Below are 26144 nucleotides of genomic sequence, written 5' to 3' on the forward strand. Positions count from 1 at the left end.
GGTTTTCGGTCTGTCGGGCATCTACACAGAACGTGGTTTGACCCAGCGCCTTACGATGCTGCTAATCGAATACGTTTTTACACACTCTGGGCCAAAAGCAGACCCTCGAAGGAATCTACAAAATTAGGTCGAGTCACGGCCCACGCTATAATATTTCAGATATGCTTTGCACCCTAAATCGTATATGGTCTAGCATTCTCTCACATCAAGCTACTCGTTCGGGCTCACCAATGCTTTTTAATAGGGCATTATATTGGACCGCATCGGAAGCATATATTTTATCCAATACATATTTTGCTACTTTAGCAATCTCAGGGATTTCTACTGGCTTAAAGCTTCTGTCTGGAACAGCTTCTAGGTGAGAAAACTCATTGTTAAGACGATTAACAAGAGCAATGGCCGTATCCTCCTCTCCAAAGAACTTTTTTATCCGTTCAAAAGCGTCACTTCTGTCATCATGATATGGGTACTTGAAGAAAAGAAAAGCTTCTAGAAATTTTCGCAAATTGTTGCCGAAACCAAAGAAAGGTTCGTGACTAATCTGTGCAGCAGACTGGTCTTTACATTTATAGATCTGATGAAACAGGTAGTGAAATTCAGTGATGTAATCTTTGAGGTAAGACGGCATAAGTAAGATGTTGCTTGCGGCTCCGTTGCGCTCAATCATGAAATGCTCGTGATCGTAAACACTTTTGGTCTTACCTTCACCCGCAGGTATTTTCTTTGTTGGAATGGATAGACGCTTGAGGTATTTCAGAAAATCCAAATTATGTGTTGAAATGAAAAGCTGCTGGTAGCGATAACCGTTTGAACCATCGGGCTGTTTTATTGGCTTAGCGATCAAGCTCTCAATCAGGCTGAACATAAAAAATATATGATTGCTATCAAGGCTTGATATTGGGTCATCAATGTAGATTATCAGTTGTTTATCTTTGCTTTCTGGATCGTCTAATTTAGCAATAAAGTAGCAGAAGGCAATCAAACTGCATTCGCCCTCGCTTAAGTTGTACGCGGCCTTGCCGTCTCGTGTGATCTCGAACTTGACAGTTACCTTGTCAGCACCGTCACGAGGCTCAAGCTTGAGGCCGTCGTGACCGAAGAAGTTGTTGAGCAGTGAGTTAACTCGCCCGGCCCCTTTACGCTCGTCCTTCTGTCTGGCTCTTAGGGTTTGGACTTCTTTCTCTGCGTCACGAATTTCCTTTTCTGCGTCCGTATATGCCGTGCCTGCGGTATCGGCGCTGGTTTTGAGGGTCGCTATGCGGGCAGATTCCGTTTCATAGGTAATAGCGTCCGCAAAAGCAAACACGTCAGCCAAGCGGAGCGCATCTCTGGCGGCAGTCTTGTCTTTTTCTAGGGTCTTTGTCTTCCCATTGCTTTTGGCAATCAAATTATTGATGGCATCCACATGCTTCTGAATTTCATCGGGGTCGTGCAGTGACGGCGGAAATGCAACGGCACGGAACAGATTGCTTTTTCGCGTTTCCAGCGACTTTTTGAGTGTTTCCACATCGTTCTTATAGACGCCCAATGCATCGGCAAGCGCCTTGCTGCTCGTGTAAAAGTCAGAACGTTCCTCCGTGTAAAACTGATCACTGCTCAGCGGGACAAACCCACCGACGGCGGCAATCTCGGCATTAATTGAGGTAATGGCATTGTCCAAAGCGGTTTCAAGATCACCGGACTCCTTGCTGAAGTGCTCGTCTAACGTCTGCCAAACTTCATGAGGCAAGCTCTGTCGGCAGAAGGCACAGATTTCGCGTTTGTCACGGTGAAGTGCGATACCTTGCTTGACCCACAGTTGTAATACGCTGTCGTTAATTAGTTCTTGAATGGGCCTGGTCGGCGTGATCACTTTGGACAGAATTGGCTCAACTTGGCCTTTCAGGGAATCAAACTTGAGGGTAATAACAATCGTGTCCGTTATGTCAGGCAAAGCTTCTTGCTTGAGCAGTGCAAGCTTGCCAGCCTGCTCCTGAAGCGTCGGCAGGACGAATTCAACTTTTCTAGAAGCTGCAATGTCACGTCTGATGTGGTCGATGTTGTACACGGGAACGCCGTACTGGAGGTTCTTTTTGATCTTTTCAGCAGCATGCGAACGCAGCTTGCTTTCCAGTGCAGTGATAGCAGTACTGTGTTCGGTCTTGGTCCGGTCGCGCGCTTTTCTCATTGCTTCAAGGTCAAAGCGGATGCCAGTCTTGGCCTCAACGCTACCAAGCTTCGTCTCGATGGAAGCGATAGCGTCGTCAATCTCCTTGTTCCGCTCACCGACTATGGCGAAGGTTTTGATCTCACCGCCATCCTGATTGACCAAAAAGCTGAGGTTATCAGTGACAAAATCGCGGTTGTAGACCCTCACGTCATAGTGGTGGGTTAGTAGGTCCGAGCAGTTGACTAGCCCTTTGTCTCCGGTAACGGTGAAGGACGAGTCAAGATAGTTCAAAGGAAGTCTATGCGTCTCCAATGCGCGAAAGACACGAGAAAGGGTCGTCTTGCCCGAGTAGTTGCGTCCGTAGAGGATATTGAGACGCTGGAAGGTCTTAACGTTTTTTCCGCTGTCCTTAACGGATTTCTTCCACTCTAGCCCGCAAAAGCTACCGAAGTTTGCGATGTCTATCTGGTTGATCATTGATCCATTCCCACCCTGGTGGTCTTGAGATTCTTGCCACAGATTGAATCGCCTCCAGTGTAGTGGATGCGTCGAGTGTCTGCTCTTGGCCGAAAGCAGTCATCAGGACTGCCAACACCGCGCCAGCAAATCAGCCTCTCGCTGGCGACTGTGGAGGCTGAGCGCGTAGTAGGCCGGGCAGTTGAACCTGCCTGGCTGCATGTCAGGCGCCGAAGGCGCCGTCAATGGTGTGCATTGCGCCGGTAACAAAGCCTGCTTCCGGACCGGCTAACCAGGCCACCATTCCCGCTACTTCCTCAGAGCGACCGTGTCTTTTGATCGCCATGAAGCTGTGCATCAGGTCTTTCATGGGACCGTTCGCTGGATTGGCTTCAGTATCGATGGGCCCTGGCTGCACAATATTTATCGTGATTCCACGCGGGCCGAAATCACGGGATAGCCCCCGGGCCATTCCTTGAAGGGCGGATTTACTCAACGCGTAGGACGCCATGCCGGGAATCGGCATGCGGTCACCATTCACCGAACCGATTACGATGATCCGTCCGCCGTCAGGCATCTGTCGCGCTGCCTCCACCGAGGCGTGGTAAGGCGCTTGCACATTGATGCGGAACAGCCGATCAATCGCGTCCGGGTCCTGCTCGAGCGCGTCGCCGAAGATGGCAATGCCGGAATTTACGATCAATATGTCCAACGGACCGCTGTCGCGAACACGAGCGATGACGGCATCACCGTCGGCACTGTCTGTTAAGTAAGCACTGGCGCCGGTTTCGGTAGCCAGTGATTGTGCCGCTTCCGGCGAACCTGAATAAGTAAAAGCTACTTTGGCACCATCGGCGGCGAAACGTCTGACGATAGCTGCACCAATTCCACGGCTTCCGCCAAGCACCAGCACTGACTTGTTCTTGAAATTCGACATGAACGCACCCCTTGATTAATGTAGCGCATGTTACATTTATTAATCGCCACCCTGTCAAAGGATTTTGTAATAGTGACTACAGATAAACCCGCACGTGGGCGTCCTCGCCGGTTCGACCCTGACCAGGCTATTGCTACCGCCCAGAGCCTGTTCCATGCCAGAGGCTATGACGACGTAAGCGTCGCCGACCTCACCAAAGCCTTCGGGATCAATCCGCCGAGCTTTTACGCGGCATTTGGCAGCAAAGCGCAGTTGTACAGAAGGGTGCTTGATCGGTATGCCCTGACCGGCGCCATTCCGTTATTGGAGATACTCGGAACGAGTCGACCGCTGGCTGTTTCGCTTGCGCAGGTGTTGGAGCAAGCCGCGCGCGCCTACGCTGCCGATCCTTCAGCCACCGGCTGTATGGTGCTGGAGGGGACTCGATGCAACGATGTGGAAGCGCGCGAGGCCGCTTGCACCTTCCATGTCGCTGCACAGGATGTGATCAAAAACATCATTGCCGAGCGCTACCCGCGAGAGGCTGACCAGCTAGCGGATTATGTCAGCACCACGATGGCTGGCCTTTCAGCCAGCGCGCGTCACGGACAAAGCCTGGATCGTCTCCTGACCACCGCCCAACTGGCCAGTGTTGCCCTCGCCCACGCTATTCCAGCTGAAATGTGAGGAGGACGCGGGTAGTTCTGCAACTACCGAGGAGAGACAGTTCGATGCCGACAATACTCACTGTATAGCCAATAGCCCACGGCTACTAAGCGCGTCTGCAGTCGGCCAAAATCGGTCGTTTGAAAAGCGAGAACGTCGTGCACGTATAGTGATGGGGCAACTTGTGAGCACGGCATCAAAAGGGAACATCACCGAAAGGCGCCACTGGTATGATTGGGTTAGCATCTCAGTACCTCACCAGGAGGCTCTAAAATGGCTGCTGTGCGCAAAAACATCGTCATATCAGATGCACAAGACCGCTGGATAAAGACTCAGATTGAGTCCGGTCGGTACGCGAGCTACAGCGAATGCATCCGTGCGCTCATCCACCGTGACCAGGAGCGATCTGATATTACCGAGGCGATCCGCTCTGCACTGATAGCCGGCGAGGACAGCGGCGAACCTATCCCATTCGACCCGGACGCATTCAACGAATTCATGTCGAAGACGAACTGATAGCGTGTTGATTTCAGCGAGGCATTAGCGATGCATCGGATGGCCTCATCCCGTCAGCCAAGAGCGAATCTGTCGCAATGACCGGAGCTGTGCTGACTACTCTGAAATGTCAGGCCGCGGGATGGTAGCTGGGACGTCATTACGACCACTTCGAAAGCATAAACCCTCTTTCTATTGATGCGCCGAGTATCTCGTTGATTGCCCAGCACATAGCGCTCAAGCCGATGCTTGATGGACGTACAAGCGCAAAGTCAGCTGTTGATGCAAAGTCGGGACCGACATCACTAACGCCGTGACACGTTGACATGCCGACCGCGAAGGCTAACCTAAGCACAAGTGGGGCAACCTTGGGTAATGGGCATGGCTACGAAAGAAAGTGAAAAAGTAAAGTCGGCTGCGCGTGCAAAGCTAAAAAAAATCCAGCAATCGCCTGGCTACAATAGCTTCTTCAAGGAATCTGCAGTTGAGGCGTTCGGTACCGTTGAGACGACCGCGTTTGCTGGAAAGTCTTTGAGCGGAAAAGCTCAGGCAGCCGCGGCCCGAGTGTCCCACTTATCTGAACCGTCTGAACCCCCTCAATAGGTCAGTGGCAATAACGATGTTATAGCCGCAAGCAACGGCCGCTTGGGCAATACTTGGGCAGACCGGCCGTTGACATTTCGCTCTCTCAAATATTGGAGCAAGTCGCGCGTGCTTACGTCACCGATCCGCCAGCCACTGGCTGTATGATGGTTGAAAGCACTCGATGCAACGACATAGAAGCGCCGGAGGCTGCTCTTGCGGCCTCCATATCGCTGCGCAAGAGGTGATTAGAAACACTGTCGCCGAACGCTACCAACAAGAAGCTGACCGGTTGACAGACTTCGGCAGCACCACGATGCCGGACCTTTCGGCCAGCGCACGTCACGGTCAACGCTTGGATCGACTATTAGTCACTGCACAACTTGCCGGCGCTGCGCTCGCTCAAGCGATTCCGGTCCGAGCATAACCAGGATGCTGTGTGCAGCATTCGTTACATGGGCGGCCAGCGAACCAATATCTGGCTTGCATGTTCGCGCTGGTGCCAAATTGACCCATGTGCTGGAGCAAGGTTGACCCTCCACCAGAAGCGCATAACCTCAGTACAGCTGATGGTTCAGGAAGTATCAGACTGGGTCTGGACCTCCTCGGCAACTGGGTCAATTCAACATCGGTGTCCACACATATGGGTGACGACAGGCTAGGCAAGAGCCGTTTGGTGAGATCCCACCGGGTCCTGCGACAGCTTTAATTCCCTAAAATCAACTACCGCGCATACGAGAGAATGTGATAAATCTCGGCGTTGGAAACGCGGGGAATTCTAATTCCAGCAAAACGGAATACAACGCTCAACGCGCACTCCATAGTCAATTGATAGTTTGTAGCTGCCCACTGTATTTTTCTTATTTGGTGATCATGGTCAGATTCGACGAGGTCGTTCAACAGATTGATACTTATTGGAAATAGAGCTGGCCGCCTCAAAAAATCGTGGTCATTCGGTACCTGTCGGGCTAACGCGGCGCGGGTTATCTTCTGCGGTTTACCCTCAGCGGACCGCAGTAGATCATTTGCCTCCGCCAGGTCTCGTGCTAAGACTGAGTCTCTCGCTCTCCAATCGACTAAAGGTCCTCGTATTCTGAGAATTGGATGAGCCTCCACATATTGCGATAACCAGTCTCTATCGTGACGGTAAAGCCAAGTATAGCTAGGCTTGTCATGACACTTGGGTTCAGTACCCCTCAAAAAGGCTGATCGATGCGCCTCAACAGCGATCTCGTCAACGCCGCTAATCCCATAATCGTCCCTCGACCTGTCTTTAAATGATGGATCAGGATCAAGTCCAGGGTGGAAGTGTCTGAGTTGTTCCAGATCTGCACCCAGCAGCCAGCAAAGAGCATAATATTTAAACGGCTGTACGACATTACCGCGCGGGCGCAACAGTCGTAGGACCCAGTCACAGGATTGGGCGATTTCCTGAAACTCATTCACTAGAGGGCAGCACCGGAGTCGTCCAGTGACGAATGCTTTCAGTGCGGTCTCCCTGATTCGTCCGGCCCGTGTAAACCCCAAGTCATGCAGACGGTGACTTAGAAAACTTCCTGCCAGAAGAGCTTGAACCTCCGATGGGTGCTCTAGCCCCCAGAGCTGCATCTTCGAAATGGTTATAGATGCTGCATCGCAAGCAGATTCCATTACCGGCACTCCGTGCGCCTCGGTCGGAAACATCATGCAACGCCAGTCAGCCCTGTCTGGAAACGTTATTGCGTGAAGTACCTCCTCGTGATGGGGGCAGCTGCAACTCCCAATGGCTTGGTGAATCCGATGCCAGTAAGGCACCCCGTATTTCTGAATGTCCTCCCGTGTACAGCTCTCACAGTAACGGAATGAGTCGTGCTTGAGAAATCGCGACGCTGTGATACCCAAGCTCATTTTCAAACCCGAACCGGAGTTGCCAGCCATCGTCGCCCTGACGACTCGGTTCTTCGGTTCGTCTATGAACGGCCGGTAGAGCGGGAAGAGCGTGAAGCGTTCAATCAATTCATCAACAGAGTACGCTGCGTCTAGTCTTTGCGATAACGAACCTAAACAACACGGCAATACGGAGCCACAGGTCCTAGAATACCCGCCAAACAGCTCTTGGCTAGTCTGGCGGTAGCTCTCGTGCGCAATCAGCTTGTGGTACCGAACCGCCAGACTGTAGAGCGATTCATCGGGGTAGGGCTGGGGAAAAAACAACAAGCGCTCCATTGATCTGAGCTCCCGCGATTCGAGTCACCAGCTGGCATCTTTGTTCACCCAGCCACGCCGTTCAAGCTGAGTCTGCACGTCATCGTTTTCAGAAAAAAAGGCGCTTGGAGCATAGTCATTGGCAACTGGGACCACCGGTTTGCTGACAAGCTCTGCTGCGGCCTTTTCTACAGCCTCAACTGGCTCCACTGAGGCTTGCGTAATCAACGAAAGATGCGCTCGGCTTGCGCGGCGCGCTAGATCGTAATTCATCATCTGAACGATCTGGTCCTTCGTGGGCATCATGTCTTCGAAATCAGCAATCTGCAGTGGATCACCACTGCGTAGCGCCTCAATGGGCTTGTGCAGGAGCCTCATCTGGCTGTCGTACACCTGCTGCAATACTCCCGGCGTCACCGAATCGATGTTCTCCCAAATGGCATGGCGCTGAGCAAGCATGAGCAGCTTCACCAGAAAATCAGTGTTTCCTTGTGTGAGGTCATAGATCTTGGCGTGAAGTTCTAATGTCAATGGAGCCGGAACATTAGTCCAGTTGTAGGCCCAAAGCTGTGACACAAGATGAACCCAAAACGGGTCATCCCCAGAGAACCTGTCGAACGTGATCGGCCCCATCCCTGCAGCTCGCCGAGCGTTACGCAAAACCCCGGAAAACAACGGAAGCATAGCGTTGGTACCAACGTAGACCATCGGCACACCAGCGTCGTTTGATAGCGTTACGAAAAAGTTGAGCAGCTTTTCGCGGTCCTGACCACCTCGGGAAGAGCAGAGATGCTGCATCTCATCAATGATGAGTGCGCCTATGTAGTACGTCTTACATAGCTGACTGATGTGTTGGAGCATCACACTGATGCTGCGACCTGTGGCTCTCTTGGTTGAGTATTTCTCGACGCCTAAGGCTGCATCCAGAGAAGAGAAGAATGCAGCACAAAAGCCTCGTAGCGAGCCATCATGTGGGCATTCGATCTTGAGCCATACCACCTGCGTCTCAATGAGAATCTGCTGTTTATACTTTCTGTGGCTGATCACCTGTGGATACAATTTTGCAATGGAGTTGAGTGCGGTTGTTTTACCCATTCCGCTCAATCCGATCAGGGTCACAGTTTCTGCTGTGGACATGAACCCATGACCCTTGATCTCGGCAGAGGAAAGCAACCTGTGCCTTACGGACGATGCGTCCAGCGGGTTGCGCCCCGTATACCCATACCGGATCAGTTGACTGAATAAATCCTCTAATCGCAGGTGAACCTCGAAAGGTACGACGACATCCTTCAACCTATTTAAGCCATGACCACGGAGCTTCGTGTCCAGCCCCCGCTCAGCTTCATCAGGACGTGCAGGGATGTTCCCGATTCGTCGGACGACATCTACGTCTGAAAGAATCTTCGGAAGGCACTCAATGAGTGGATTTCCATCGTATTGAGAGATCCCCGACGGAGTGTATTCGGCAGTTGCAAATCTACGGTCACTCATGATTGGCCTCGTGGTCTGCATTAACCACCAGTTTCAGGAAAGCAGCACTCCGGCCCGAACCAGTTTTCCCGGCCAACGGCTTAGGCATGTCCTCCGCAACCGGTAGGCTGTCCACAAGGCGTAGTTGATTAAGATCAGCAGTGTCGAGATCGCGCTCGTTCTGAATTTCAGCCGCCCGTTTCGAACGCTTGTCACGCTTGAATTCTGCCTTGGATTTAGGGTCCCCCTGAGCCTTGCGCTTGGCTTTGGCACGGTCAATGATTTCCTGTTGACGTTCCTGGAGAAGAGCACCGGTGTTGGCACTCTCGTACAGGGTGTCAGGGGAGACCTGCTTCAGAATACTGATCATATCCAGGACCTCCTCCATGCGAAGTCCACTATACTTAGCCTTTTGCTGAGGAACGATGGTTAACGACTCGAAACCTGCGTCAGACTTGATCCAACAATTTTCCGCAGCGTTTGGATCGTAATAAACCCTAACGTACTTGGTCTTAAAGTTATGAGACCGCTCCAACCATCCTGAACGGATGGCTGTCTCACAAGTGTACTGCACACCCTGAAAATAGATGCCGTTCCTGCTGATTCGACATTCCTGCGAAGGCAGCAGCGCAATCTTAAGCTCTGCAGGTGATACTACCTTTGAGTTCAGCAAACTGTTGGCCATAGACCATTTCCACACGGCGATTGGCGTAGGCTCTACTTCTGCGGCAATCATCTCTCGGTTCAGGAGATGAGGTATCCGAAGGCTGTTGTTGTGTGCTAGGACTCCTAAGATGACCATCTCGGTGAACTCATCAATATCGAAGATCGCGTCGAGTTGGTAGTCGCGATCACCACGCTCCATTTTTCGCGCATCAACTCCGCCAGGGACAAACTTCAAGTCAAGCCTGTCATTGATCAGCCGGAACCGACTCTCAACGATGCTTTTCCAATCCGGCCGAAACGGTGGAAGAATCTTAACTGCGGTACCGAGAGTTTTTGTCATAGTCTCCCCTGCCTCGCTGAGCAACTCGGCGCGGTCCGCAACGATTTCGACCGGCAGATGAGAGCAAGGCCAATCAGCCTCATCAATCTCAACGTTGTAACGCTTACAAAATTCTTTCTTGGGCGTGCAGGCATTGTAAATGGCATGCCTAGCGCCATTCCAACTGGGCCCTTCCAAGCCAACATGCACTCCTACGATCATCCTAGTAAAGGTATCGACCACCACGTACAGAACTGGCCTACCGATCAACCATAAACGGTTTACACGATGAACCAAATAAACATCAGCTATTGTCGAATCGATTTCGTACCGTTGACCAGCGCCGACCAAACCGTGCGCGGCCGACCCCACGATCGGACGGTGATCTTTGTTGTAGCGAACGGCTCCACCACGGGTCTTAAGTTTGTAAAGTTCATCAAAAAATAGCTTTCCGTGATGACTTAGTTGATGGACCGACGGATAGGTCCCGCGCACTAGATTCCCCTTAGAGCCATCAGGTTTGATGGACATGTAAAACTTATTGAGCATCCATTCATGAGCTTTCTTTAAAGTTCCACACCTGCCACTGGCAACGCGTCCATAAGCCAGCCGGATATGTGCCATATGCCGCGATTCGAGCATGATTGCACCGCCGTCATCCGCAACCACGCCACGATATTTCAGAGGTCGACCCGGAATAATCCCAGACGCACGGCTTTTTTCCTTACCGGGACCTCCACACACACTTGTATTCCACAAGAAGGCATTACGTGTTTGCCCCATGCTCCAGTATCGGTAGAGAAGTCGATAAATCTGTTTTCGATCAACCCCCATCAACATCGCGTGTTGAGCAACTAGTGCGCCGAAGTTTGAAGACAAAATATCGAGAGGCGCTTGGTTTTCCACCAGATCCCTCACCAATGCCCAGTTTTTTTCCCTGCTTGCTTTTTCATTCGCACCTATATCATCCTCGCTGCGAAGCAGATGCTTCGGCACCATCTCCAGATTGATGACTGCCGCTCCGTTTTCCAACTCTTCGATGAGCAAGGATCTCTCAACTTTCCGAGGCTTAGCCGGATTTGTCCGCAACTCAATTACTAGGACAAAATCATCCGTAAAGCCCAGAACTCTGACCGGATTACTGAATAGCTCTGATCCTTCACCTGGGCAAACGATGCAGTTAACTCCCAGACTAAGCATGACGCGGCACCTCGAGGGATGGTGTAGCAGGGAAAAATGATTTGCTGCCCCAAACGGGTAAAGGGCTTGTTAGACTGATCAAGCCAGCGTTGAGGTCCGCTTCCAATCTGCCGATCCAAAGGAGGTGATGAAAGAGACGTTTAACGCCCATATAGTCGACAAATATTGCGCGCGAGGCTTTTTCTAACAACGCTTTTAACGGCAGTTTATCAGTCTCAGACCCAGCGATGAATTCGAGCAGATTATTTATGTTCTTATCCGTGGGCAGCGAGGGATGGATGAACGCATAGGTTCTAAGGACACCCAAGTTTGCCATCTTGAACTGTGGAAGATTTTCATGAAGAACTAACTTCCATTCAACCTTTCTTATCGCCCAATATTTTTCCTCGATCTCAAGCTTCTCCGCGATCCGATTTTGCTCCTTGACACTAGCGTCCTCGAATTCCTTCCTATACTTCACAGAACGGGCGGCCAACCTTTCCTTTCCGGTGGAATCGATGAACGTGATAAGAAAGTCGGTGGTCATGACGAAAGGGACTTGAGTACCAGGGTAAACCGGATGGCGATAATTCAGACTCGATGCGATCGCCCGCGTGTCGGATTGCGTTAGAAGTGGGAATTGCTCCCGGATGTCGATGATGGAAGGATCTTGCTCAAGGATCATCAGATAGTCACGCTCGGCGTTCGAAAGCAAATGATGGGTGCGATGAAATTTCACCCCAGGTACAAGATGGGAAACCCCTCTCGATTTGATGTCCCATATTTTGATCCAGGGGAGATAGGATTCTCTAACCCCTTCGCCTCGCCCTAATTTAATTTTTCTATCGATTTGCAGCTGAGTCACCAGCTTCGAAGTGGCGGGCTTCACACGTGCATCTGGTAGAGATGTCATTTTACGAGTCGCTTATCAGAGGGCGACCCGCTCGGTCAGGACGACACTGGACGAATGTCGCGTTAGGAAATGAAGAGCGGGTTGAGCCTGGACTGCAGTCACAGCAGTGCCTAGAGGATTGTGAGCCTATATTTTGAAAGCGGCCTCTACTCCGACAAACGGTCGGGCAGAGGCCTGTGACAACCTTTATTACCTTGTGACAACCTTTATTGTTTTGTGACAACCTTTGTTGTTTGGAAACACCAGCGCAGTACGCTGTGGATAACTTATTCCACCGTCACGGACTTCGCCAAATTACGCGGCTGATCCACATCCGTACCCTTGAGCACTGCCACGTAATACGAAAGCAGTTGCAGCGGAATCGTGTAAAGGATCGGCGTCAATGCGTCGAGGATGTGGGGCATGGAAACCACGTGGGTCCCCTCTCCGTTGACCAGCCCGGCCTGTTCGTCAGCGAAGACGATCAGCTCGCCGCCCCGTGCACGCACTTCCTGCAGGTTGGATTTCAGTTTCTCCAGCAGCTCGTTGTTAGGTGCCACGGTGACGACAGGCATGTCGCTGTCCACCAGTGCCAACGGGCCGTGTTTCAGTTCGCCGGCCGGGTAGGCTTCGGCGTGGATGTAGGAGATCTCCTTGAGCTTCAACGCCCCTTCCATCGCCACCGGGAATTGCGCGCCACGACCCAGGAACAGGGTGTGATTCTTCTCGGCGAACAGTTCGGCGATTTTCTCCACCGTCGTGTCCATCGCCAGTGCTTCACCCAGGCGGGTCGGCAGGCGGCGCAGCTCTTCAACCAGTTCAGCTTCCACGCCAGCGCCCAGCGTGCCCTTGACCTGACCCAGTGACAGCGTCAGCAGCATCAGTGCGACCAGCTGCGTGGTGAACGCCTTGGTCGACGCGACGCCGATTTCCGGGCCGGCCTGAGTGAGCAGGGTCAGATCGGATTCACGCACCAGCGAACTGATGCCCACGTTGCAGATCGCCAGGCTGGCAAGGAAACCCAGTTCCTTGGCATTGCGCAGCGCGGCCAGGGTGTCGGCGGTCTCGCCGGACTGCGAGATCGAAACGAACAGCGTGTCCGGCTGGACCACGACCTTGCGGTAGCGGAATTCGCTGGCGACTTCGACCTGGCAGGGAATGCCGGCCAGGCCTTCGAGCCAGTAACGCGCGACCATCCCGGCGTGATAGCTGGTGCCGCAGGCGACGATTTGCACGTTGCGTACTTTGGCGAACAGCTCCGCCGCTTGCGGTCCGAATGCCTGCACCAGGACCTGCTGCTGACCGAGGCGGCCTTCCAGGGTGCGCTGCACGACTTTTGGCTGCTCGTGAATTTCCTTGAGCATGAAGTGGCGGTACTCGCCTTTGTCCGCCGCTTCTGCGCCCTCGTGATACTGAACGATCTCACGCTCGACGGGCAAGCCGGATGCGTCCCAGATCTGCACGCTGTCGCGACGGATCTCGGCGATGTCACCCTCTTCCAGGTACATGAAGCGGTCAGTGACCTGACGCAAGGCCAGTTGATCGGAGGCGAGGAAGTTTTCCCCAAGGCCCAGACCCACAACCAGCGGGCTGCCACTGCGAGCAGCAATCAGGCGATCCGGTTGTTGTGCGCTGATGACCGCAAGGCCATACGCGCCGTGCAGTTCCTTGACCGTAGCCTTCAGAGCCGCAGCCAGATCGGGCGTGTCCTGCAGTTTATGGTGCAGCAGGTGGACAATGACCTCCGTGTCCGTGTCAGACGTGAACACATAACCCAGACCCTTCAAGCGCTCGCGAAGCGGCTCATGGTTTTCAATGATGCCGTTGTGCACCACCGCCAGTTGCTCGTTGGAGAAATGTGGGTGAGCGTTGCGCTCCAACGGTGCGCCATGGGTCGCCCAACGGGTGTGGGCGATGCCGAGGCGGCCTGTGACAGGTTCGCCGGCGAGCGCCCGCTCCAGTTCGCTGACCTTGCCGACCCGACGACGACGCTCAAGCACGCCAGCATTGTTGAATAACGCCACGCCGGCGCTGTCGTAGCCGCGGTATTCCAGGCGCTTGAGGCCCTCCAGCAGGATGGCAGTAACATTCCGTTCAGCAACAGCGCCGACAATTCCACACATGGTTCTTCTCCTAGGAAACAGCAGCGCAAATCAAGGTTACGCCGCGAGCCTGAATTTGTTCGCGTGCCTCTTGAGGCAGGCGGTCATCGGTAATGAGGGTATGGACGCTGCTCCAGGGCAGCTCCAGATTGGGAATCTTGCGACCGACCTTGTCGGCCTCGACCATCACGATCACTTCCCTGGCAACTTCGGCCATCACCCGGCTGAGCCCAAGAAGCTCGTTGAATGTGGTTGTACCGCGGGTCAGATCAATGCCGTCGGCGCCGATGAACAGCTGATCAAAGTCGTAGGAACGCAGCACCTGCTCCGCCACTTGGCCCTGAAACGACTCTGAATGCGGGTCCCATGTGCCGCCGGTCATCAGCAGGACCGGTTCGTGCTCCAGTTCACCCAGCGCGTTGGCGACATGCAGGGAATTGGTCATCACAACGAGACCCGGCTGCAAACCCAGCTCCGGAATCATTGCAGCCGTGGTACTGCCGCTGTCGATGATGATCCGTGCGTGTTCCCGGATGCGGGCAACAGCAGCGCGGGCAATGGCTTGTTTGAACCTGGAAACCGGCTGGCCGGGTTCGCCAATCAATTCCTGGGGCATGCGGATGGCGCCGCCATAACGACGAAGCAGCAACCCATTGCTTTCGAGCGCAGCCAGATCCTTACGGACCGTCACCTCGGAGGTTTCGAAGCGTTTGGCCAACTCGTCCACGCTTACCTCCCCCTGCTCGTTGAGCAGAGCAAGAATGTTGTGGCGGCGTTGAGGCGTATTACGTTTCGACATGATTGGCTTAAGTTTCGTTTCGAAAGTTAACGAACGCAATGAGAGCTCATCGAAAGATATACGTCAAGGGGGGAGTTGGATTTTTGGGGAGGATGGTTAAGCGATTTTGTAGAGGGGTTGTTGTTTAGCGACTCGGGATCAGCTGCCTGCCTGGCAAGCAGCCGATGTGACCTGTGGATAACTTAGTCTTTCTTGATTTTCACGGGTCGTTTCCAGCCTTCGATGTTGCGTTGGCGCGCACGGGCAACCGCAAGTTGTTCGGCCGGCACATCCTGATTGATGGTAGAGCCAGCGGCAGTGCTAGCGCCTGACGCGATATGCACAGGGGCGACCAGCGAGTTGTTCGAGCCGATGAACACGTCTTCGCCCATCACCGTCTTATGCTTGTTCGCGCCATCGTAGTTACAGGTGATGGTGCCAGCGCCAATGTTGGTGCGCGCGCCGATCACTGCGTCACCCAAATAGGTCAGATGACCTGCCTTGGCGCCCTCGCCCAGATGAGCATTCTTCAATTCGACGAAGTTACCCACATGGGCACGGGCGTCGAGCACGCTGCCAGGGCGCAAACGAGCAAAAGGTCCTGCATCCGCGCCTTCGCCAACGATCGCCCCTTCAAGGTGGCTGTTCGCCTTGATGATTGCGCCCTTGCGCAAGGTGCTGTCCTTGATCACGCAGTTCGGCCCGATGGAGACGTCGTCTTCGATGACGACTCGCCCCTCAAGGATGACGTTCACGTCGATCATCACGTCGCGGCCAACAGTGACGTCGCCACGAACGTCAAAACGCGCCGGGTCGCGCAACGTGACACCCAGCGCCATGAGTCGGCGGGCCTCCCGCTGCTGGTAATGACGCTCGAGCTCGGCAAGCTGTTTACGGTCATTGGCGCCCTGCACTTCCATGGCGTCGTCGGGCTGAGCAGTCGCGACCACGAGGCCATCATTGACGGCCATGGCAATAACGTCAGTCAGGTAATACTCACCCTGAGCGTTTTTATTGGAGAGGCGGCCCAGCCAGTCGGCAAGGCACTTGCCCGGTACCGCGAGGATTCCGGTGTTACCTTCCTTGATAGCCTTCTGCTCTTCAGTTGCATCCTTGTGTTCGACGATGGCGCTGACGCGATGCTGCACGTCACGGACGATACGGCCATAACCGGTCGGGTCTTCCAGCTTGACCGTCAGCAGACCCAATTGCTGATCATTTACCAGCGCGAGGAGGCGGTGCAGGGTCTCTACTTGTATGAGCGGGACGTCGCCATAAAGAATGAGTACCGTCTCGGCCGTCAGCGCTGGCAACGCCTGAGCAACGGCGTGGCCAGTGCCCAATTGTTTGTCTTGGAGCACGAAATTCAGATCATCGCTCGCCAATTGCTCTCGGACCCGCTCTGCTCCATGGCCTATGACCACGTGAATGCCCTGGGGCGAAAGCTGGCGTGCGCTGTGGATAACATGGCCGAGCATCGATTTACCGGCTACAGGATGCAAGACCTTGGGCAGAGCGGAACGCATGCGAGTGCCCTGACCCGCGGCGAGAATGACGATATCGAGAGACATGAAGGGATTCCAGACGAGCAGGCCACATTAGCCGGGCTGATGTTTCAGGCGAGAAAGCCGAAAAAAGAAAAAGGGTAGCCGAGGCTACCCTTTTACTCAATCGCGCAACGGATCGCCGGGGTTAGCCGCCGAACTTCTTGCGAATTTGCTGGACGGTGCGCAGCTGAGCTGCGGCCTCCGCCAGACGTGCAGCAGCAGCTCCGTAATCGAAATCTGCGCCTTTTTCATTCAGAGCACGCTCGGCAGCCTTGACGGCTTCCTGAGCTGAGGCTTCGTCCAGATCAGCAGCGCGTTGCACGGTATCGGCAAGCACTTTGACCATGTTCGGTTGAACCTCAAGGAAACCACCGGAGATGTAAAACACCTCGGCTTCGCCACCCTGCTTGATCAGGCGGATCGGACCTGGCTTCAGATCGGTGATCAACGGTGCGTGACCTGGAGCAATACCGATATCACCCAGGTTACCGTGTGCAATCACCATCTCGACCAGACCGGAGAAAATCTCTCCTTCCGCGCTGACGATATCGCAATGGACTGTCATAGCCATTTGCATGCCTCAACCTGATTAGCGCCCGTTGCCGGGCGCCTGGATTACAGTTTCTTGGCTTTCTCGATCGCTTCTTCGATGCCGCCGACCATGTAGAACGCCTGTTCAGGCAGATGGTCGTAGTCACCGGCGAGGATGCCTTTGAAGCCAGCAATGGTGTCTTTCAGGGAAACGTATTTACCCGAGGCACCGGTGAAGACTTCAGCCACGAAGAACGGCTGCGACAGGAAGCGCTGAATCTTACGAGCGCGGGATACCAACTGCTTGTCGGTTTCCGACAGCTCGTCCATACCCAGGATCGCGATGATGTCTTTCAGCTCTTTGTAACGCTGCAGAACATACTGAACGCCGCGAGCGGTGTCGTAGTGGTCCTGACCGATCACGTTCGGGTCCAGCTGGCGCGAAGTCGAGTCCAGTGGATCGACCGCCGGGTAGATACCCAGAGAAGCGATGTCACGGGACAGAACGACGGTGGCGTCCAGGTGAGCAAACGTTGTGGCTGGCGATGGGTCGGTCAAGTCGTCCGCCGGTACGTATACCGCCTGGATCGAAGTGATCGAGCCTTCCTTGGTCGAAGTGATGCGCTCTTGCAGCACGCCCATCTCTTCAGCCAGCGTCGGCTGGTAACCTACTGCAGAAGGCATACGGCCCAGCAGTGCGGATACTTCAGTACCGGCCAGTGTGTAACGGTAAATGTTGTCGACGAACAACAGAACGTCGTTACCTTCGTCACGGAACTTCTCAGCCATGGTCAGGCCAGTCAGGGCGACGCGCAGACGGTTACCCGGCGGCTCGTTCATCTGACCGTAGACCAGTGCTACTTTGTCCAGAACGTTGGAGTCCTTCATCTCGTGGTAGAAGTCGTTACCCTCACGGGTACGCTCGCCCACACCGGCGAACACGGAATAACCGCTGTGCTCGATGGCGATGTTACGGATCAGTTCCATCATGTTTACGGTCTTGCCGACACCGGCACCACCGAACAGACCGACTTTACCGCCCTTGGCAAACGGGCAAACCAGGTCGATGACCTTGATGCCGGTTTCCAGGAGGTCGTTGCCGCCAGCCTGATCAGCGAACGAAGGTGCAGGACGGTGAATGCCCCAGCGCTCTTCGGTTTCGATCGGGCCCGCTTCGTCGATCGGGTTGCCCAGTACGTCCATGATCCGGCCCAGCGTCGCTTTACCGACTGGTACGGAGATGGCTGCGCCGCTGTCGATAACGTCCAGACCGCGCTTCAAGCCTTCGGTGGAACCCATCGCAATGGTACGAACTACGCCGTCGCCCAGCTGTTGCTGAACTTCCAGAGTAGTTTCCGCGCCTTGTACTTTCAGCGCGTTGTAGATGCTCGGTACGCTGTCGCGTGGAAATTCCACGTCGATCACGGCGCCGATGATTTGAACGATACGTCCGCTACTCATTAGCTGGATCCTCTGAATATTTGAACCGTTAAACCGCGGCAGCGCCGCCGACGATTTCCGAGATCTCTTGGGTGATCGCTGCCTGACGCGCCTTGTTGTAGATCAGCTGCAAATCGCTGATCAGGTCACCGGCGTTGTCGGTGGCGTTCTTCATCGCGATCATCCGCGCAGCCTGTTCAGCCGCGTTGTTCTCGACCACCGCCTGATAGACCTGCGACTCCACATAACGGACCATCAAGCCGTCCAGCAGCTCTTTGGCGTCGGGTTCGTACAGGTAATCCCAGTGGTGCTTGAGTTCTTGATCCTGGGTCGCGACCAACGGAATCAACTGCTCGACCGTTGGTTGCTGAGTCATGGTGTTGATGAATTTGTTGGACACCACGGACAGGCGATCAATACGGCCCTCCAGGTAGGCATCCAGCATCACCTTGACGCTGCCGATCAAATCGTTGATCGACGGCTCTTCGCCCAAGTGGCTGATCGCAGCGACAACGTTACCGCCGAAGTTGCGGAAAAACGCCGCACCTTTGCTGCCGACCACGCACAGATCGATCTCTACGCCGTTTTCACGGTTCTTCGCCATGTCCTTGACCAAAGCCTTGAACAGGTTGGTATTCAAGCCACCACACAGACCACGGTCACTGCTCACCACGACGTAACCGACGCGCTTTACTTCGCGTTCGATCATGAAGGGATGACGGTATTCCGGGTTAGCGTTGGCGAGATGACCAATCACCTGGCGGATGCGCTCCGCGTAAGGACGGCTAGCAGCCATGCGCATTTGAGCCTTGCGCATTTTACTGACCGCCACTTTTTCCATGGCGCTGGTGATCTTTTGCGTGCTTTTGATGCTCGCAATCTTGCTGCGAATCTCTTTTGCGCCTGCCATGTAACACCTATCAGGTTAGCAAGCGGGAGCCTCGCGACTCCCGCTGCGGCTTACCAGGTTTGGGTGGCCTTGAACTTCTCGATGCCGGCTTTCAGGCCAGAATCGATTTCGTCATTGAAGTCACCCTTCACGTTGATCTTCGCCATCAAATCGGCGTGATCTCGGTTGAAGTAAGCAATCAGCGCTTGTTCAAAGCTGCCAACCTTGGCGATTTCGACGTCAGTCAGGAACCCACGCTCAGCGGCATACAGCGACAGCGACATGTCAGCGATCGACATTGGCGCATATTGCTTCTGCTTCATCAGCTCGGTAACGCGCTGACCATGTTCAAGTTGCTTACGGGTCGCTTCGTCCAGGTCAGAGGCGAACTGGGCAAACGCTGCCAGTTCACGGTACTGAGCCAGAGCGGTACGGATACCACCGGAGAGCTTCTTGATGATCTTGGTCTGAGCAGCACCACCCACACGGGATACCGAAACACCGGCGTTCACTGCCGGGCGAATGCCGGAGTTGAACATGGCCGATTCCAGGAAGATCTGACCGTCAGTGATGGAAATCACGTTGGTCGGAACGAACGCGGAAACGTCGCCAGCCTGGGTTTCGATGATCGGCAATGCGGTCAGGGAGCCGGTTTTGCCGGTCACTGCGCCATTGGTGAACTTCTCTACGTACTCTTCCGAAACGCGGGATGCACGCTCCAGCAGACGGGAGTGGAGATAGAACACGTCGCCTGGGTAAGCTTCACGGCCTGGTGGACGACGCAGCAGCAGGGAAATCTGGCGATAAGCCACAGCCTGCTTGGACAGATCGTCATAGACAATCAGTGCGTCTTCACCGCGGTCGCGGAAGTATTCGCCCATGGTGCAACCGGCATACGGAGCCAGGAATTGCAGCGCAGGCGATTCCGAAGCACTGGCCGCCACGATGATCGTGTTGGCCAGAGCGCCGTTTTCTTCCAGTTTGCGAACAACGTTGGCGATGGTCGATTGCTTCTGACCGATTGCAACGTAGACGCAGAAAATACCGCTGTTTTTCTGGTTGATGATCGCGTCGATCGCCAGAGCGGTTTTACCGATCTGACGGTCACCGATGATCAGCTCGCGCTGGCCACGGCCGACAGGGATCATCGCGTCGACAGCCTTGTAGCCAGTCTGTACAGGCTGGTCTACCGACTTACGCCAGATCACGCCTGGAGCAACTTTCTCGACCGCGTCGGTCTCGGTGTTGTTCAGCGGACCTTTGCCGTCGACAGGGTTACCCAGTGCGTCGACTACGCGACCCAGGAGTTCCTTACCAACCGGAACTTCGAGGATGCGGCCGGTGCACTTGGCACTCATGCCTTCAGCCAGAGAGGTGTAAGCGCCCAGTACGACAGCACCCACGGAATCTTGCTCCAGGTTCAGTGCCATACCGTAAACGCCGCCCGGGAACTCGATCATTTCGCCGTACATAGCGTCGGCGAGACCGTGAATCCGCACGATACCGTCAGACACGCTGACGACTGTGCCTTCGTTTCGGGCTTGGGAGGCAACATCGAGGTTCTCGATGCGGCCCTTGATGATTTCACTTATTTCGGAAGGATTGAGTTGCTGCATTGCTCTGCTGCCCCTTCAAACTCAAGATTTCAATGCTTCGGCTAGTTGCGCGAGTTTGCCGCGAACTGAGCCATCGATAACCAGGTCGCCGGCGCGGATGATGACACCACCTATCAGGGCGGCATCCTCCGCAGCGTGCAGGCGCACTTCCCGGCCGAGCCGTGCACTGAGAACCTTGGCGAGTTTGTCTTGCTGTTCTTGGTTCAATGCAAAAGCACTGGTCACATCCACATCTACCGATTTTTCCTGCTCGGCCTTGTAAAGCTCGAACAGTTCGGAAATCTCCGGCAGAAGCTGGAGACGGTCGTTTTCAGCAACGACGTGAATGAAATTCTGTGCCTTGGCATCGAACTTGTCGCCGCACACTTCAATAAAAGTGGCGGCCTTGTCTGCGCTCGTCAGTCGCGGGGCCTTGAGCATGCGCTGCATCGTGTCGTCTTGCGACACTGCAGCAGCCAGGCCGAGCATGGCTGACCAATTGGCCAGTTGCTGGTGCGCCTGTGCATGCTCGAAGGCTGCCTTAGCGTAAGGTCGGGCCAACGTGGTCAGTTCTGCCATGATCGCCCTCGCTTAAATTTCAGCAGCCAGTTTGTTTACCAGCTCCGCGTGCGCGTTTTGATCGATTGTGGCACCCAGGATCTTCTCTGCGCCGTTGACTGCCAGGCTACCCAATTGGGCGCGCAGCGCGTCTTTGACGCCGTTCAGTTCCTGTTCGATCTCGGCCTGAGCCTGAGCCTTGATGCGGTCAGCTTCAACGCGAGCCTGTTCACGGGCTTCGTCGACAATCTGGGTACCGCGTTTCTTGGCTTGCTCAATGATCTCAGCTGCCTGAGCCTTAGCTTCGCGCAGTTGCTGACCCACTTTGTCTTGGGCCAGCTCCAGGTCGCGAGCTGCTCGTGTAGCAGCGTCCAGTCCATCCGCAATCTTCTTCTGACGTTCGTGCAAAGCCGCGATGACCGGAGGCCACACGAACTTCATGCAGAACAGCACAAAAATGAAGAACGCAACGGACTGGCCAATCAGGGTTGCATTAATGTTCACGCCAACACCTCGCTCGTTCGTTGTCCATCACACCAATCAACTCGAAAATTCGAGTGATCAGCCAGCGAGTTGACCAACGAAGGGGTTCGCAAAAGTGAAGAACAGAGCGATACCAACACCGATCATGGTCACGGCGTCGAGCAGACCAGCCACGATGAACATTTTAACTTGCAGCATTGGAACCATTTCCGGTTGACGCGCAGCGCCTTCCAGGAACTTACCGCCCAGCAGGCCGAAACCGATTGCAGTACCCAGTGCGCCCAGGCCGATCAGCAGTGCAACAGCGATAGCAGTTAGACCAACTACAGTTTCCATCTTTCCTCCCGACTTTTACGTCGTATTGGTTAGGTTTTCTTAGATTAAAGCGGTAAAGCAAAATCGTTTCTTACATCAAGCCCTCGCGGGCACCCCCTCACCTAAGCGAGGGGATCATCAGACTCGCCAGGCGGGTCTCAATGGTTATCTTCGTGAGCCATCGACAGGTAGACGATGGTCAGCATCATGAAGATGAACGCTTGCAGGGTGATGATCAGGATGTGGAACACAGCCCACGCCCATTGCAGGACCACGCCCAGACCGCTGAGCCACAGCAGGCCGCTGCCGAACATGACCGCGATCAGAATGAACACCAGTTCACCCGCGTACATGTTGCCGAACAGCCGCAGTGCCAGAGAGATCGGCTTGGCCACCAGCGTCACGAATTCAAGCAGGAAGTTCACCGGAATCAACAGCGCCTGAACGAAAATGTTCTTGCTGCCGAACGGGTGCAGGGTCAATTCGCCGATGAAGCCGCCGATACCCTTGATTTTGATGCTGTAGAAAATGATCAGGGCAAACACGGACAGTGCCATACCCAGCGTCGCGTTCGGATCGGTGGTCGATACGGCGCGGAAAGGAATGTGGTGATCACCGGTGATCATGATCGCCAGTTGCGGGATCCAGTCGACGGGAATCAAGTCGACGGCGTTCATGAGGAACACCCAGGCGAAGATGGTCAATGCCAGAGGAGCGATCACGGCGCTACGGCCATGGAAGCTATCCCGGACGCTGCCGTCGACGAACTCTACGAGCACTTCAACGAAGTTCTGCAACGCGCCCGGCTGACCGGAAGTCGCCTTTTTTGCGGCCATGCGGAAGATGAGGACGAAGATCAGACCCAGTGCGACCGACCAGCCGAGGGTATCGACGTGGAAAGCCCAAAAGCCCATTTCTTTTGCTTCCGCTGCGGAATGCGCGAAGCCCCAACTGCCGTCAGGCAAATGACCAAAGGTCAAGTTCTGCAAGTGGTGCTGGATATAGCCCGAAGCTGTTTGCTCTGCCATGGTTGCCTCAAACGCCCTAAGGTCTCGAAAGTCTTGTTCTCATTAGCAGGGGCGCAAACCAACTGACCAGTTGGGTCAGTATGAAAACGCCAAAAACCGCCAGTGGAGCCAGCGGCTTTACTCCTGCAAACGTCAGTGCAAAGAGCACTGCCGTAAAAATCAACTTGCCTGCCTCGCCGGCGTAGAACGACCGAACGATAGCCTGCGCTGCCCTGGCCCCGGAGTACCGGAATGCCTTATGAGCAAAATACACATTCGGCAGCCAGGCTATCAGGCCACCGCAAAGCCCCGAATACCCGGCTACAACGCCGTGCCACTGCCAAAGCGCCAGCGCTGCCCCCAAGAGGACAATCAACTGAGCCAGCAAGATCGGGAAAACAGCCAGGCGATGGAATGGCAGGCGGTTTGGCGTGCGTGTCTCCATCACATGGGCTCCTCGTGAGCCGGCCGCCAAAATCAACAACTTGGCATAAATTGTGCCGACAAAATGCGCGCAGAGTATAGGGGCGGTTCAGCCCCTATTCAACTGCCAGGTAGTGATTTCCGACTACGCGCTACGCATGATTTGTTTCAGCGAATGTGAGCGAGCACACCCTGCAGCTCATCCAGCGAGTTATAACGGATGACCAACTGACCTTTGCCCTTCTGTCCATGGCGGATTTGCACCGCGGAGCCCAGCCGCTCGGCCAGGCGCTGCTCCAGGCGAGTGATATCAGGATCGGCCTTCACAGGTTCCGCAGCCTCCTGTTTGCCGCTCAGCCACTGGCGAACCAGTGCTTCAGTCTGGCGCACGGTCAAACCGCGTGCGACAACATGTCGCGCCCCTTCAACCTGCTGATCTTCGGGCAGTCCCAACAACGCACGGGCATGGCCCATTTCCAGATCTCCATGGGAGAGCATGGTCTTGATCACTTCCGGCAATGCGATCAGTCGCAGCAAATTGGCGACGCTGACTCGCGACTTGCCCACCGCCTCGGCAACTTGCTGCTGGGTCAGCTGAAATTCCTGCTGCAGACGCTGCAGGGCAATCGCCTCCTCGATCGGATTCAGGTCTTCGCGCTGAATGTTCTCAATCAGCGCCATCGCGATGGCCGCTTCATCGGGCACATCACGCACCATGGCAGGAATCGACTCGATCCCTACCTGCTGGCTGGCGCGCCAGCGGCGTTCACCGGCGATGATCTCGAAGCGGTTGTCGGCAATCGGGCGCACCACGATCGGCTGCATAACCCCTTGCGCCTTGATCGAGTTAGCCAGTTCTTCCAGCGCCTGGGGATCCATATCACGACGCGGCTGGTATTTGCCTCGTTGAATCAGGTCCAGCGGAATGTGTTGAAGCTCGCGCTCACTCGCCTTCACCGCCTGTTCTTCCAGTGCGGTGACGGTGGGGCTGCTCAGCAGTGCGTCCAGCCCACGTCCGAGTCCACGTTTCTTGACGGCCATGGAATTTCCTTAAGTGGGCTGAGCCGCGGTGCGATTGCCGCGACGTTGGCGACGGACCATTTCGCCCGCAAGCGCCAGGTAAGCCAGCGCGCCGCGAGAAGTCTTGTCGTACGCCAATGCCGGCATACCGAAGCTAGGCGCCTCGGCCAGGCGAATATTGCGCGGAATAACGGTGTCGTACAGCTGCTCGCCGAAATGTTCTTTGAGCTGCGCCGAAACATCGTTGATCAGGCTAAGCCGCGGGTCATACATGGTCCGCAACAAACCTTCGATCTTGAGTTGAGGATTGAGCAGTTCACCGATGCGCTTGATGTTATCCACAAGGTCGCTCAGACCTTCGAGCGCAAAGTATTCGCACTGCATGGGGATAATCACGCCGTCGGCCGCGACCAGCGCGTTGAGCGTCAGCATCGACAAAGATGGAGGGCAGTCGATGAGAATGTAATCGTAGTTCTCGCGGATGGGTGCAAGTGCTGCTCGCAGACGCGATTCCTTCATCTGCATTTCCAGCAGGACCACCTCGGCAGCGGTCAGATCGCGGTTTGCCGGTAGCAGCTGATAACCGCCGTGCTCAGAAAAGTGCATGGCCTCATTCAGGTCGCACTCGCCGATCAGCAAGTCGTAAACCGAATGCTCAAGCCCGTGCTTGTCCACACCGCTGCCCATGGTGGCATTGCCTTGCGGATCGAGATCGATCAACAGCACCCGACGCTTGGTTGCCACCAGCGAAGCCGCGAGGTTGATGCAGGTTGTGGTTTTACCCACACCCCCTTTTTGGTTCGCTATCGCGAATACCTTAGCCATTCTTGCGTGTGTTCCCTGTCATGCCGTGCGGCGCAGTATCAGCAGATGCCGTTGACCTTGGCAACCGGGTACGGCCAAGGCTTGCGCGCTTTCCAGATGAAAATCTGCGGGCAATGCTACCAGTTCATCCACTGGATGCAGACCCTTCATTGCCAACCAGCGTGTTTCGCCGTCGCCCATGTGCCGAGTCCACTGGGTAAAGTCTTCCAGACTGCTGAAGGCGCGGGAGATGATGCCGTTGAACGGCAGCTCGGGCTGGAATGCTTCGGCACGGCTGTGGATAACTTTCAGGTTGGCTAGCGCTAGCTCGAGTTTGACCTGCGTCAGAAACCGGGTCTTCTTGCCGTTGCTGTCCAGCACCGTGACTTTCATCTCCGGAAACAGGATGGCCAGCGGAATGCCGGGCATCCCGCCGCCGCTGCCGACATCCAGCTGACGCTCACCCTCGATAAAACGCACCACGCTCAAGCTGTCCAGCAGATGGCGAGACACCATCTCATCCGGATCACGAACGGCAGTCAGGTTGTAGGCCTTGTTCCACTTGATCAGCAAAGCCAGATACGCCAGCAACTGACGGTGTTGACTCTCGCTCAACTCGACGCCTAGCTCTCGAGCGCCAAGGGTCAGTTCTTCTGCATGCTGCGGGGTAACCATCGA

At 54.9% G+C, this 26144-nt stretch carries 22 protein-coding genes; 2 read left to right on the forward strand and 20 right to left on the reverse strand.

Annotated features, from left to right (window positions below; genetic code table 11):
- Nucleotides 1-205 precede the first annotated feature (205 nt).
- Complete coding sequence (locus ABEH28_RS25340; RefSeq protein ID WP_346631403.1) at nucleotides 206-2626, reverse strand: AAA family ATPase; 2421 nt, start codon at nucleotides 2624-2626, stop codon at nucleotides 206-208.
- 202 nt (nucleotides 2627-2828) lie between these two features.
- The gene (bdcA, locus tag ABEH28_RS25345; protein WP_346631404.1) at nucleotides 2829-3542 is read right to left on the reverse strand and encodes an SDR family oxidoreductase; all 714 of its coding nucleotides are present in this window, start codon (nucleotides 3540-3542) and stop codon (nucleotides 2829-2831) included.
- Nucleotides 3543-3614: 72 nt separating this feature from the next.
- On the opposite strand from bdcA, the gene ABEH28_RS25350 reads away from it, so the two are divergent.
- Both ABEH28_RS25350 and ABEH28_RS25355 read left to right on the forward strand, forming a co-directional pair.
- Complete coding sequence (locus ABEH28_RS25350) at nucleotides 3615-4208, forward strand: helix-turn-helix domain-containing protein (RefSeq protein WP_346631405.1); 594 nt, start codon at nucleotides 3615-3617, stop codon at nucleotides 4206-4208.
- 252 nt (nucleotides 4209-4460) lie between these two features.
- Complete coding sequence (locus ABEH28_RS25355; RefSeq protein WP_346631406.1) at nucleotides 4461-4703, forward strand: type II toxin-antitoxin system ParD family antitoxin; 243 nt, start codon at nucleotides 4461-4463, stop codon at nucleotides 4701-4703.
- 2790 nt (nucleotides 4704-7493) lie between these two features.
- Here ABEH28_RS25355 and ABEH28_RS25360 read toward each other — a convergent pair.
- The 18 genes from ABEH28_RS25360 to rsmG all read right to left on the reverse strand — a co-directional run bounded on the left by ABEH28_RS25360 (nucleotide 7494) and on the right by rsmG (nucleotide 26141).
- Nucleotides 7494-8939: an ATP-binding protein gene (locus tag ABEH28_RS25360; protein WP_346631407.1), complete on the reverse strand. Its 1446-nt coding sequence runs from the start codon at nucleotides 8937-8939 to the stop codon at nucleotides 7494-7496.
- Nucleotides 8932-10950, reverse strand: a complete 2019-nt coding sequence (locus ABEH28_RS25365; protein WP_346631408.1) for a Mu transposase C-terminal domain-containing protein — start codon at nucleotides 10948-10950, stop codon at nucleotides 8932-8934. The genes ABEH28_RS25360 and ABEH28_RS25365 overlap by 8 nt, the downstream gene beginning before the upstream one ends.
- A 145-nt stretch (nucleotides 10951-11095) precedes the next feature.
- Nucleotides 11096-11995 (reverse strand): TnsA endonuclease N-terminal domain-containing protein, encoded by a 900-nt coding sequence (locus ABEH28_RS25370; protein WP_346631409.1) that lies wholly within the window; start codon nucleotides 11993-11995, stop codon nucleotides 11096-11098.
- Nucleotides 11996-12261: 266 nt separating this feature from the next.
- Complete coding sequence (gene glmS, locus ABEH28_RS25375) at nucleotides 12262-14097, reverse strand: glutamine--fructose-6-phosphate transaminase (isomerizing) (protein WP_346631410.1); 1836 nt, start codon at nucleotides 14095-14097, stop codon at nucleotides 12262-12264.
- Between the two features lie 10 nt (nucleotides 14098-14107).
- Complete coding sequence (locus tag ABEH28_RS25380) at nucleotides 14108-14878, reverse strand: DeoR family transcriptional regulator (RefSeq protein ID WP_346631436.1); 771 nt, start codon at nucleotides 14876-14878, stop codon at nucleotides 14108-14110.
- A 179-nt stretch (nucleotides 14879-15057) separates the two neighbouring features.
- Nucleotides 15058-16425, reverse strand: coding sequence for a bifunctional UDP-N-acetylglucosamine diphosphorylase/glucosamine-1-phosphate N-acetyltransferase GlmU (glmU, locus tag ABEH28_RS25385; RefSeq protein WP_346631411.1), 1368 nt, complete (start codon nucleotides 16423-16425; stop codon nucleotides 15058-15060).
- Between the two features lie 121 nt (nucleotides 16426-16546).
- Complete coding sequence (locus tag ABEH28_RS25390) at nucleotides 16547-16972, reverse strand: F0F1 ATP synthase subunit epsilon (protein WP_133774003.1); 426 nt, start codon at nucleotides 16970-16972, stop codon at nucleotides 16547-16549.
- Between the two features lie 44 nt (nucleotides 16973-17016).
- Nucleotides 17017-18393, reverse strand: coding sequence for a F0F1 ATP synthase subunit beta (atpD, locus tag ABEH28_RS25395; RefSeq protein WP_037016914.1), 1377 nt, complete (start codon nucleotides 18391-18393; stop codon nucleotides 17017-17019).
- 28 nt (nucleotides 18394-18421) lie between these two features.
- A complete protein-coding gene (gene atpG, locus ABEH28_RS25400) occupies nucleotides 18422-19282 on the reverse strand; it encodes a F0F1 ATP synthase subunit gamma (RefSeq protein WP_037016916.1) in 861 nt (286 codons plus the stop codon).
- A 50-nt stretch (nucleotides 19283-19332) separates the two neighbouring features.
- Nucleotides 19333-20877 (reverse strand): F0F1 ATP synthase subunit alpha, encoded by a 1545-nt coding sequence (gene atpA / locus ABEH28_RS25405; RefSeq protein ID WP_065988057.1) that lies wholly within the window; start codon nucleotides 20875-20877, stop codon nucleotides 19333-19335.
- A gap of 21 nt (nucleotides 20878-20898) precedes the next feature.
- Nucleotides 20899-21435, reverse strand: coding sequence for a F0F1 ATP synthase subunit delta (locus tag ABEH28_RS25410; RefSeq protein ID WP_037016920.1), 537 nt, complete (start codon nucleotides 21433-21435; stop codon nucleotides 20899-20901).
- Between the two features lie 12 nt (nucleotides 21436-21447).
- The gene (locus ABEH28_RS25415) at nucleotides 21448-21918 is read right to left on the reverse strand and encodes a F0F1 ATP synthase subunit B (RefSeq protein ID WP_065988056.1); all 471 of its coding nucleotides are present in this window, start codon (nucleotides 21916-21918) and stop codon (nucleotides 21448-21450) included.
- Between the two features lie 57 nt (nucleotides 21919-21975).
- Complete coding sequence (gene atpE / locus ABEH28_RS25420; RefSeq protein ID WP_002555987.1) at nucleotides 21976-22233, reverse strand: F0F1 ATP synthase subunit C; 258 nt, start codon at nucleotides 22231-22233, stop codon at nucleotides 21976-21978.
- Between the two features lie 137 nt (nucleotides 22234-22370).
- The gene (gene atpB / locus ABEH28_RS25425; RefSeq protein ID WP_074886103.1) at nucleotides 22371-23240 is read right to left on the reverse strand and encodes a F0F1 ATP synthase subunit A; all 870 of its coding nucleotides are present in this window, start codon (nucleotides 23238-23240) and stop codon (nucleotides 22371-22373) included.
- A gap of 16 nt (nucleotides 23241-23256) precedes the next feature.
- On the reverse strand, nucleotides 23257-23664 hold the full coding sequence (locus ABEH28_RS25430) for a F0F1 ATP synthase subunit I (protein WP_192174384.1): 408 nt from the start codon (nucleotides 23662-23664) through the stop codon (nucleotides 23257-23259).
- A 146-nt stretch (nucleotides 23665-23810) separates the two neighbouring features.
- On the reverse strand, nucleotides 23811-24683 hold the full coding sequence (locus tag ABEH28_RS25435) for a ParB/RepB/Spo0J family partition protein (RefSeq protein ID WP_346631412.1): 873 nt from the start codon (nucleotides 24681-24683) through the stop codon (nucleotides 23811-23813).
- A gap of 9 nt (nucleotides 24684-24692) precedes the next feature.
- Nucleotides 24693-25487: a ParA family protein gene (locus tag ABEH28_RS25440; protein ID WP_346631413.1), complete on the reverse strand. Its 795-nt coding sequence runs from the start codon at nucleotides 25485-25487 to the stop codon at nucleotides 24693-24695.
- A gap of 18 nt (nucleotides 25488-25505) precedes the next feature.
- On the reverse strand, nucleotides 25506-26141 hold the full coding sequence (gene rsmG / locus ABEH28_RS25445; RefSeq protein ID WP_346631437.1) for a 16S rRNA (guanine(527)-N(7))-methyltransferase RsmG: 636 nt from the start codon (nucleotides 26139-26141) through the stop codon (nucleotides 25506-25508).
- Nucleotides 26142-26144 lie beyond the last annotated feature (3 nt).

The sequence above is a fragment of the Pseudomonas sp. Ps21-P2 genome, assembly GCF_039672565.1.
Lineage (GTDB): Bacteria > Pseudomonadota > Gammaproteobacteria > Pseudomonadales > Pseudomonadaceae > Aquipseudomonas.

Coding starts and splice junctions, on each gene's coding strand:
- ABEH28_RS25340 (WP_346631403.1), bottom strand. CDS start 2,626: ATGATCAACCAGATAGACATCGCAAACTTCGGTAGCTTTTGCGGGCTA.
- bdcA (WP_346631404.1), bottom strand. CDS start 3,542: ATGTCGAATTTCAAGAACAAGTCAGTGCTGGTGCTTGGCGGAAGCCGT.
- ABEH28_RS25355 (WP_346631406.1), top strand. CDS start 4,461: ATGGCTGCTGTGCGCAAAAACATCGTCATATCAGATGCACAAGACCGC.
- ABEH28_RS25360 (WP_346631407.1), bottom strand. CDS start 8,939: ATGAGTGACCGTAGATTTGCAACTGCCGAATACACTCCGTCGGGGATC.
- ABEH28_RS25370 (WP_346631409.1), bottom strand. CDS start 11,995: ATGACATCTCTACCAGATGCACGTGTGAAGCCCGCCACTTCGAAGCTG.
- glmS (WP_346631410.1), bottom strand. CDS start 14,097: ATGTGTGGAATTGTCGGCGCTGTTGCTGAACGGAATGTTACTGCCATC.
- glmU (WP_346631411.1), bottom strand. CDS start 16,425: ATGTCTCTCGATATCGTCATTCTCGCCGCGGGTCAGGGCACTCGCATG.
- ABEH28_RS25390 (WP_133774003.1), bottom strand. CDS start 16,972: ATGGCTATGACAGTCCATTGCGATATCGTCAGCGCGGAAGGAGAGATT.
- atpD (WP_037016914.1), bottom strand. CDS start 18,393: ATGAGTAGCGGACGTATCGTTCAAATCATCGGCGCCGTGATCGACGTG.
- atpG (WP_037016916.1), bottom strand. CDS start 19,282: ATGGCAGGCGCAAAAGAGATTCGCAGCAAGATTGCGAGCATCAAAAGC.
- atpA (WP_065988057.1), bottom strand. CDS start 20,877: ATGCAGCAACTCAATCCTTCCGAAATAAGTGAAATCATCAAGGGCCGC.
- ABEH28_RS25410 (WP_037016920.1), bottom strand. CDS start 21,435: ATGGCAGAACTGACCACGTTGGCCCGACCTTACGCTAAGGCAGCCTTC.
- atpE (WP_002555987.1), bottom strand. CDS start 22,233: ATGGAAACTGTAGTTGGTCTAACTGCTATCGCTGTTGCACTGCTGATC.
- atpB (WP_074886103.1), bottom strand. CDS start 23,240: ATGGCAGAGCAAACAGCTTCGGGCTATATCCAGCACCACTTGCAGAAC.
- ABEH28_RS25430 (WP_192174384.1), bottom strand. CDS start 23,664: ATGGAGACACGCACGCCAAACCGCCTGCCATTCCATCGCCTGGCTGTT.
- ABEH28_RS25435 (WP_346631412.1), bottom strand. CDS start 24,683: ATGGCCGTCAAGAAACGTGGACTCGGACGTGGGCTGGACGCACTGCTG.
- ABEH28_RS25440 (WP_346631413.1), bottom strand. CDS start 25,487: ATGGCTAAGGTATTCGCGATAGCGAACCAAAAAGGGGGTGTGGGTAAA.
- rsmG (WP_346631437.1), bottom strand. CDS start 26,141: ATGGTTACCCCGCAGCATGCAGAAGAACTGACCCTTGGCGCTCGAGAG.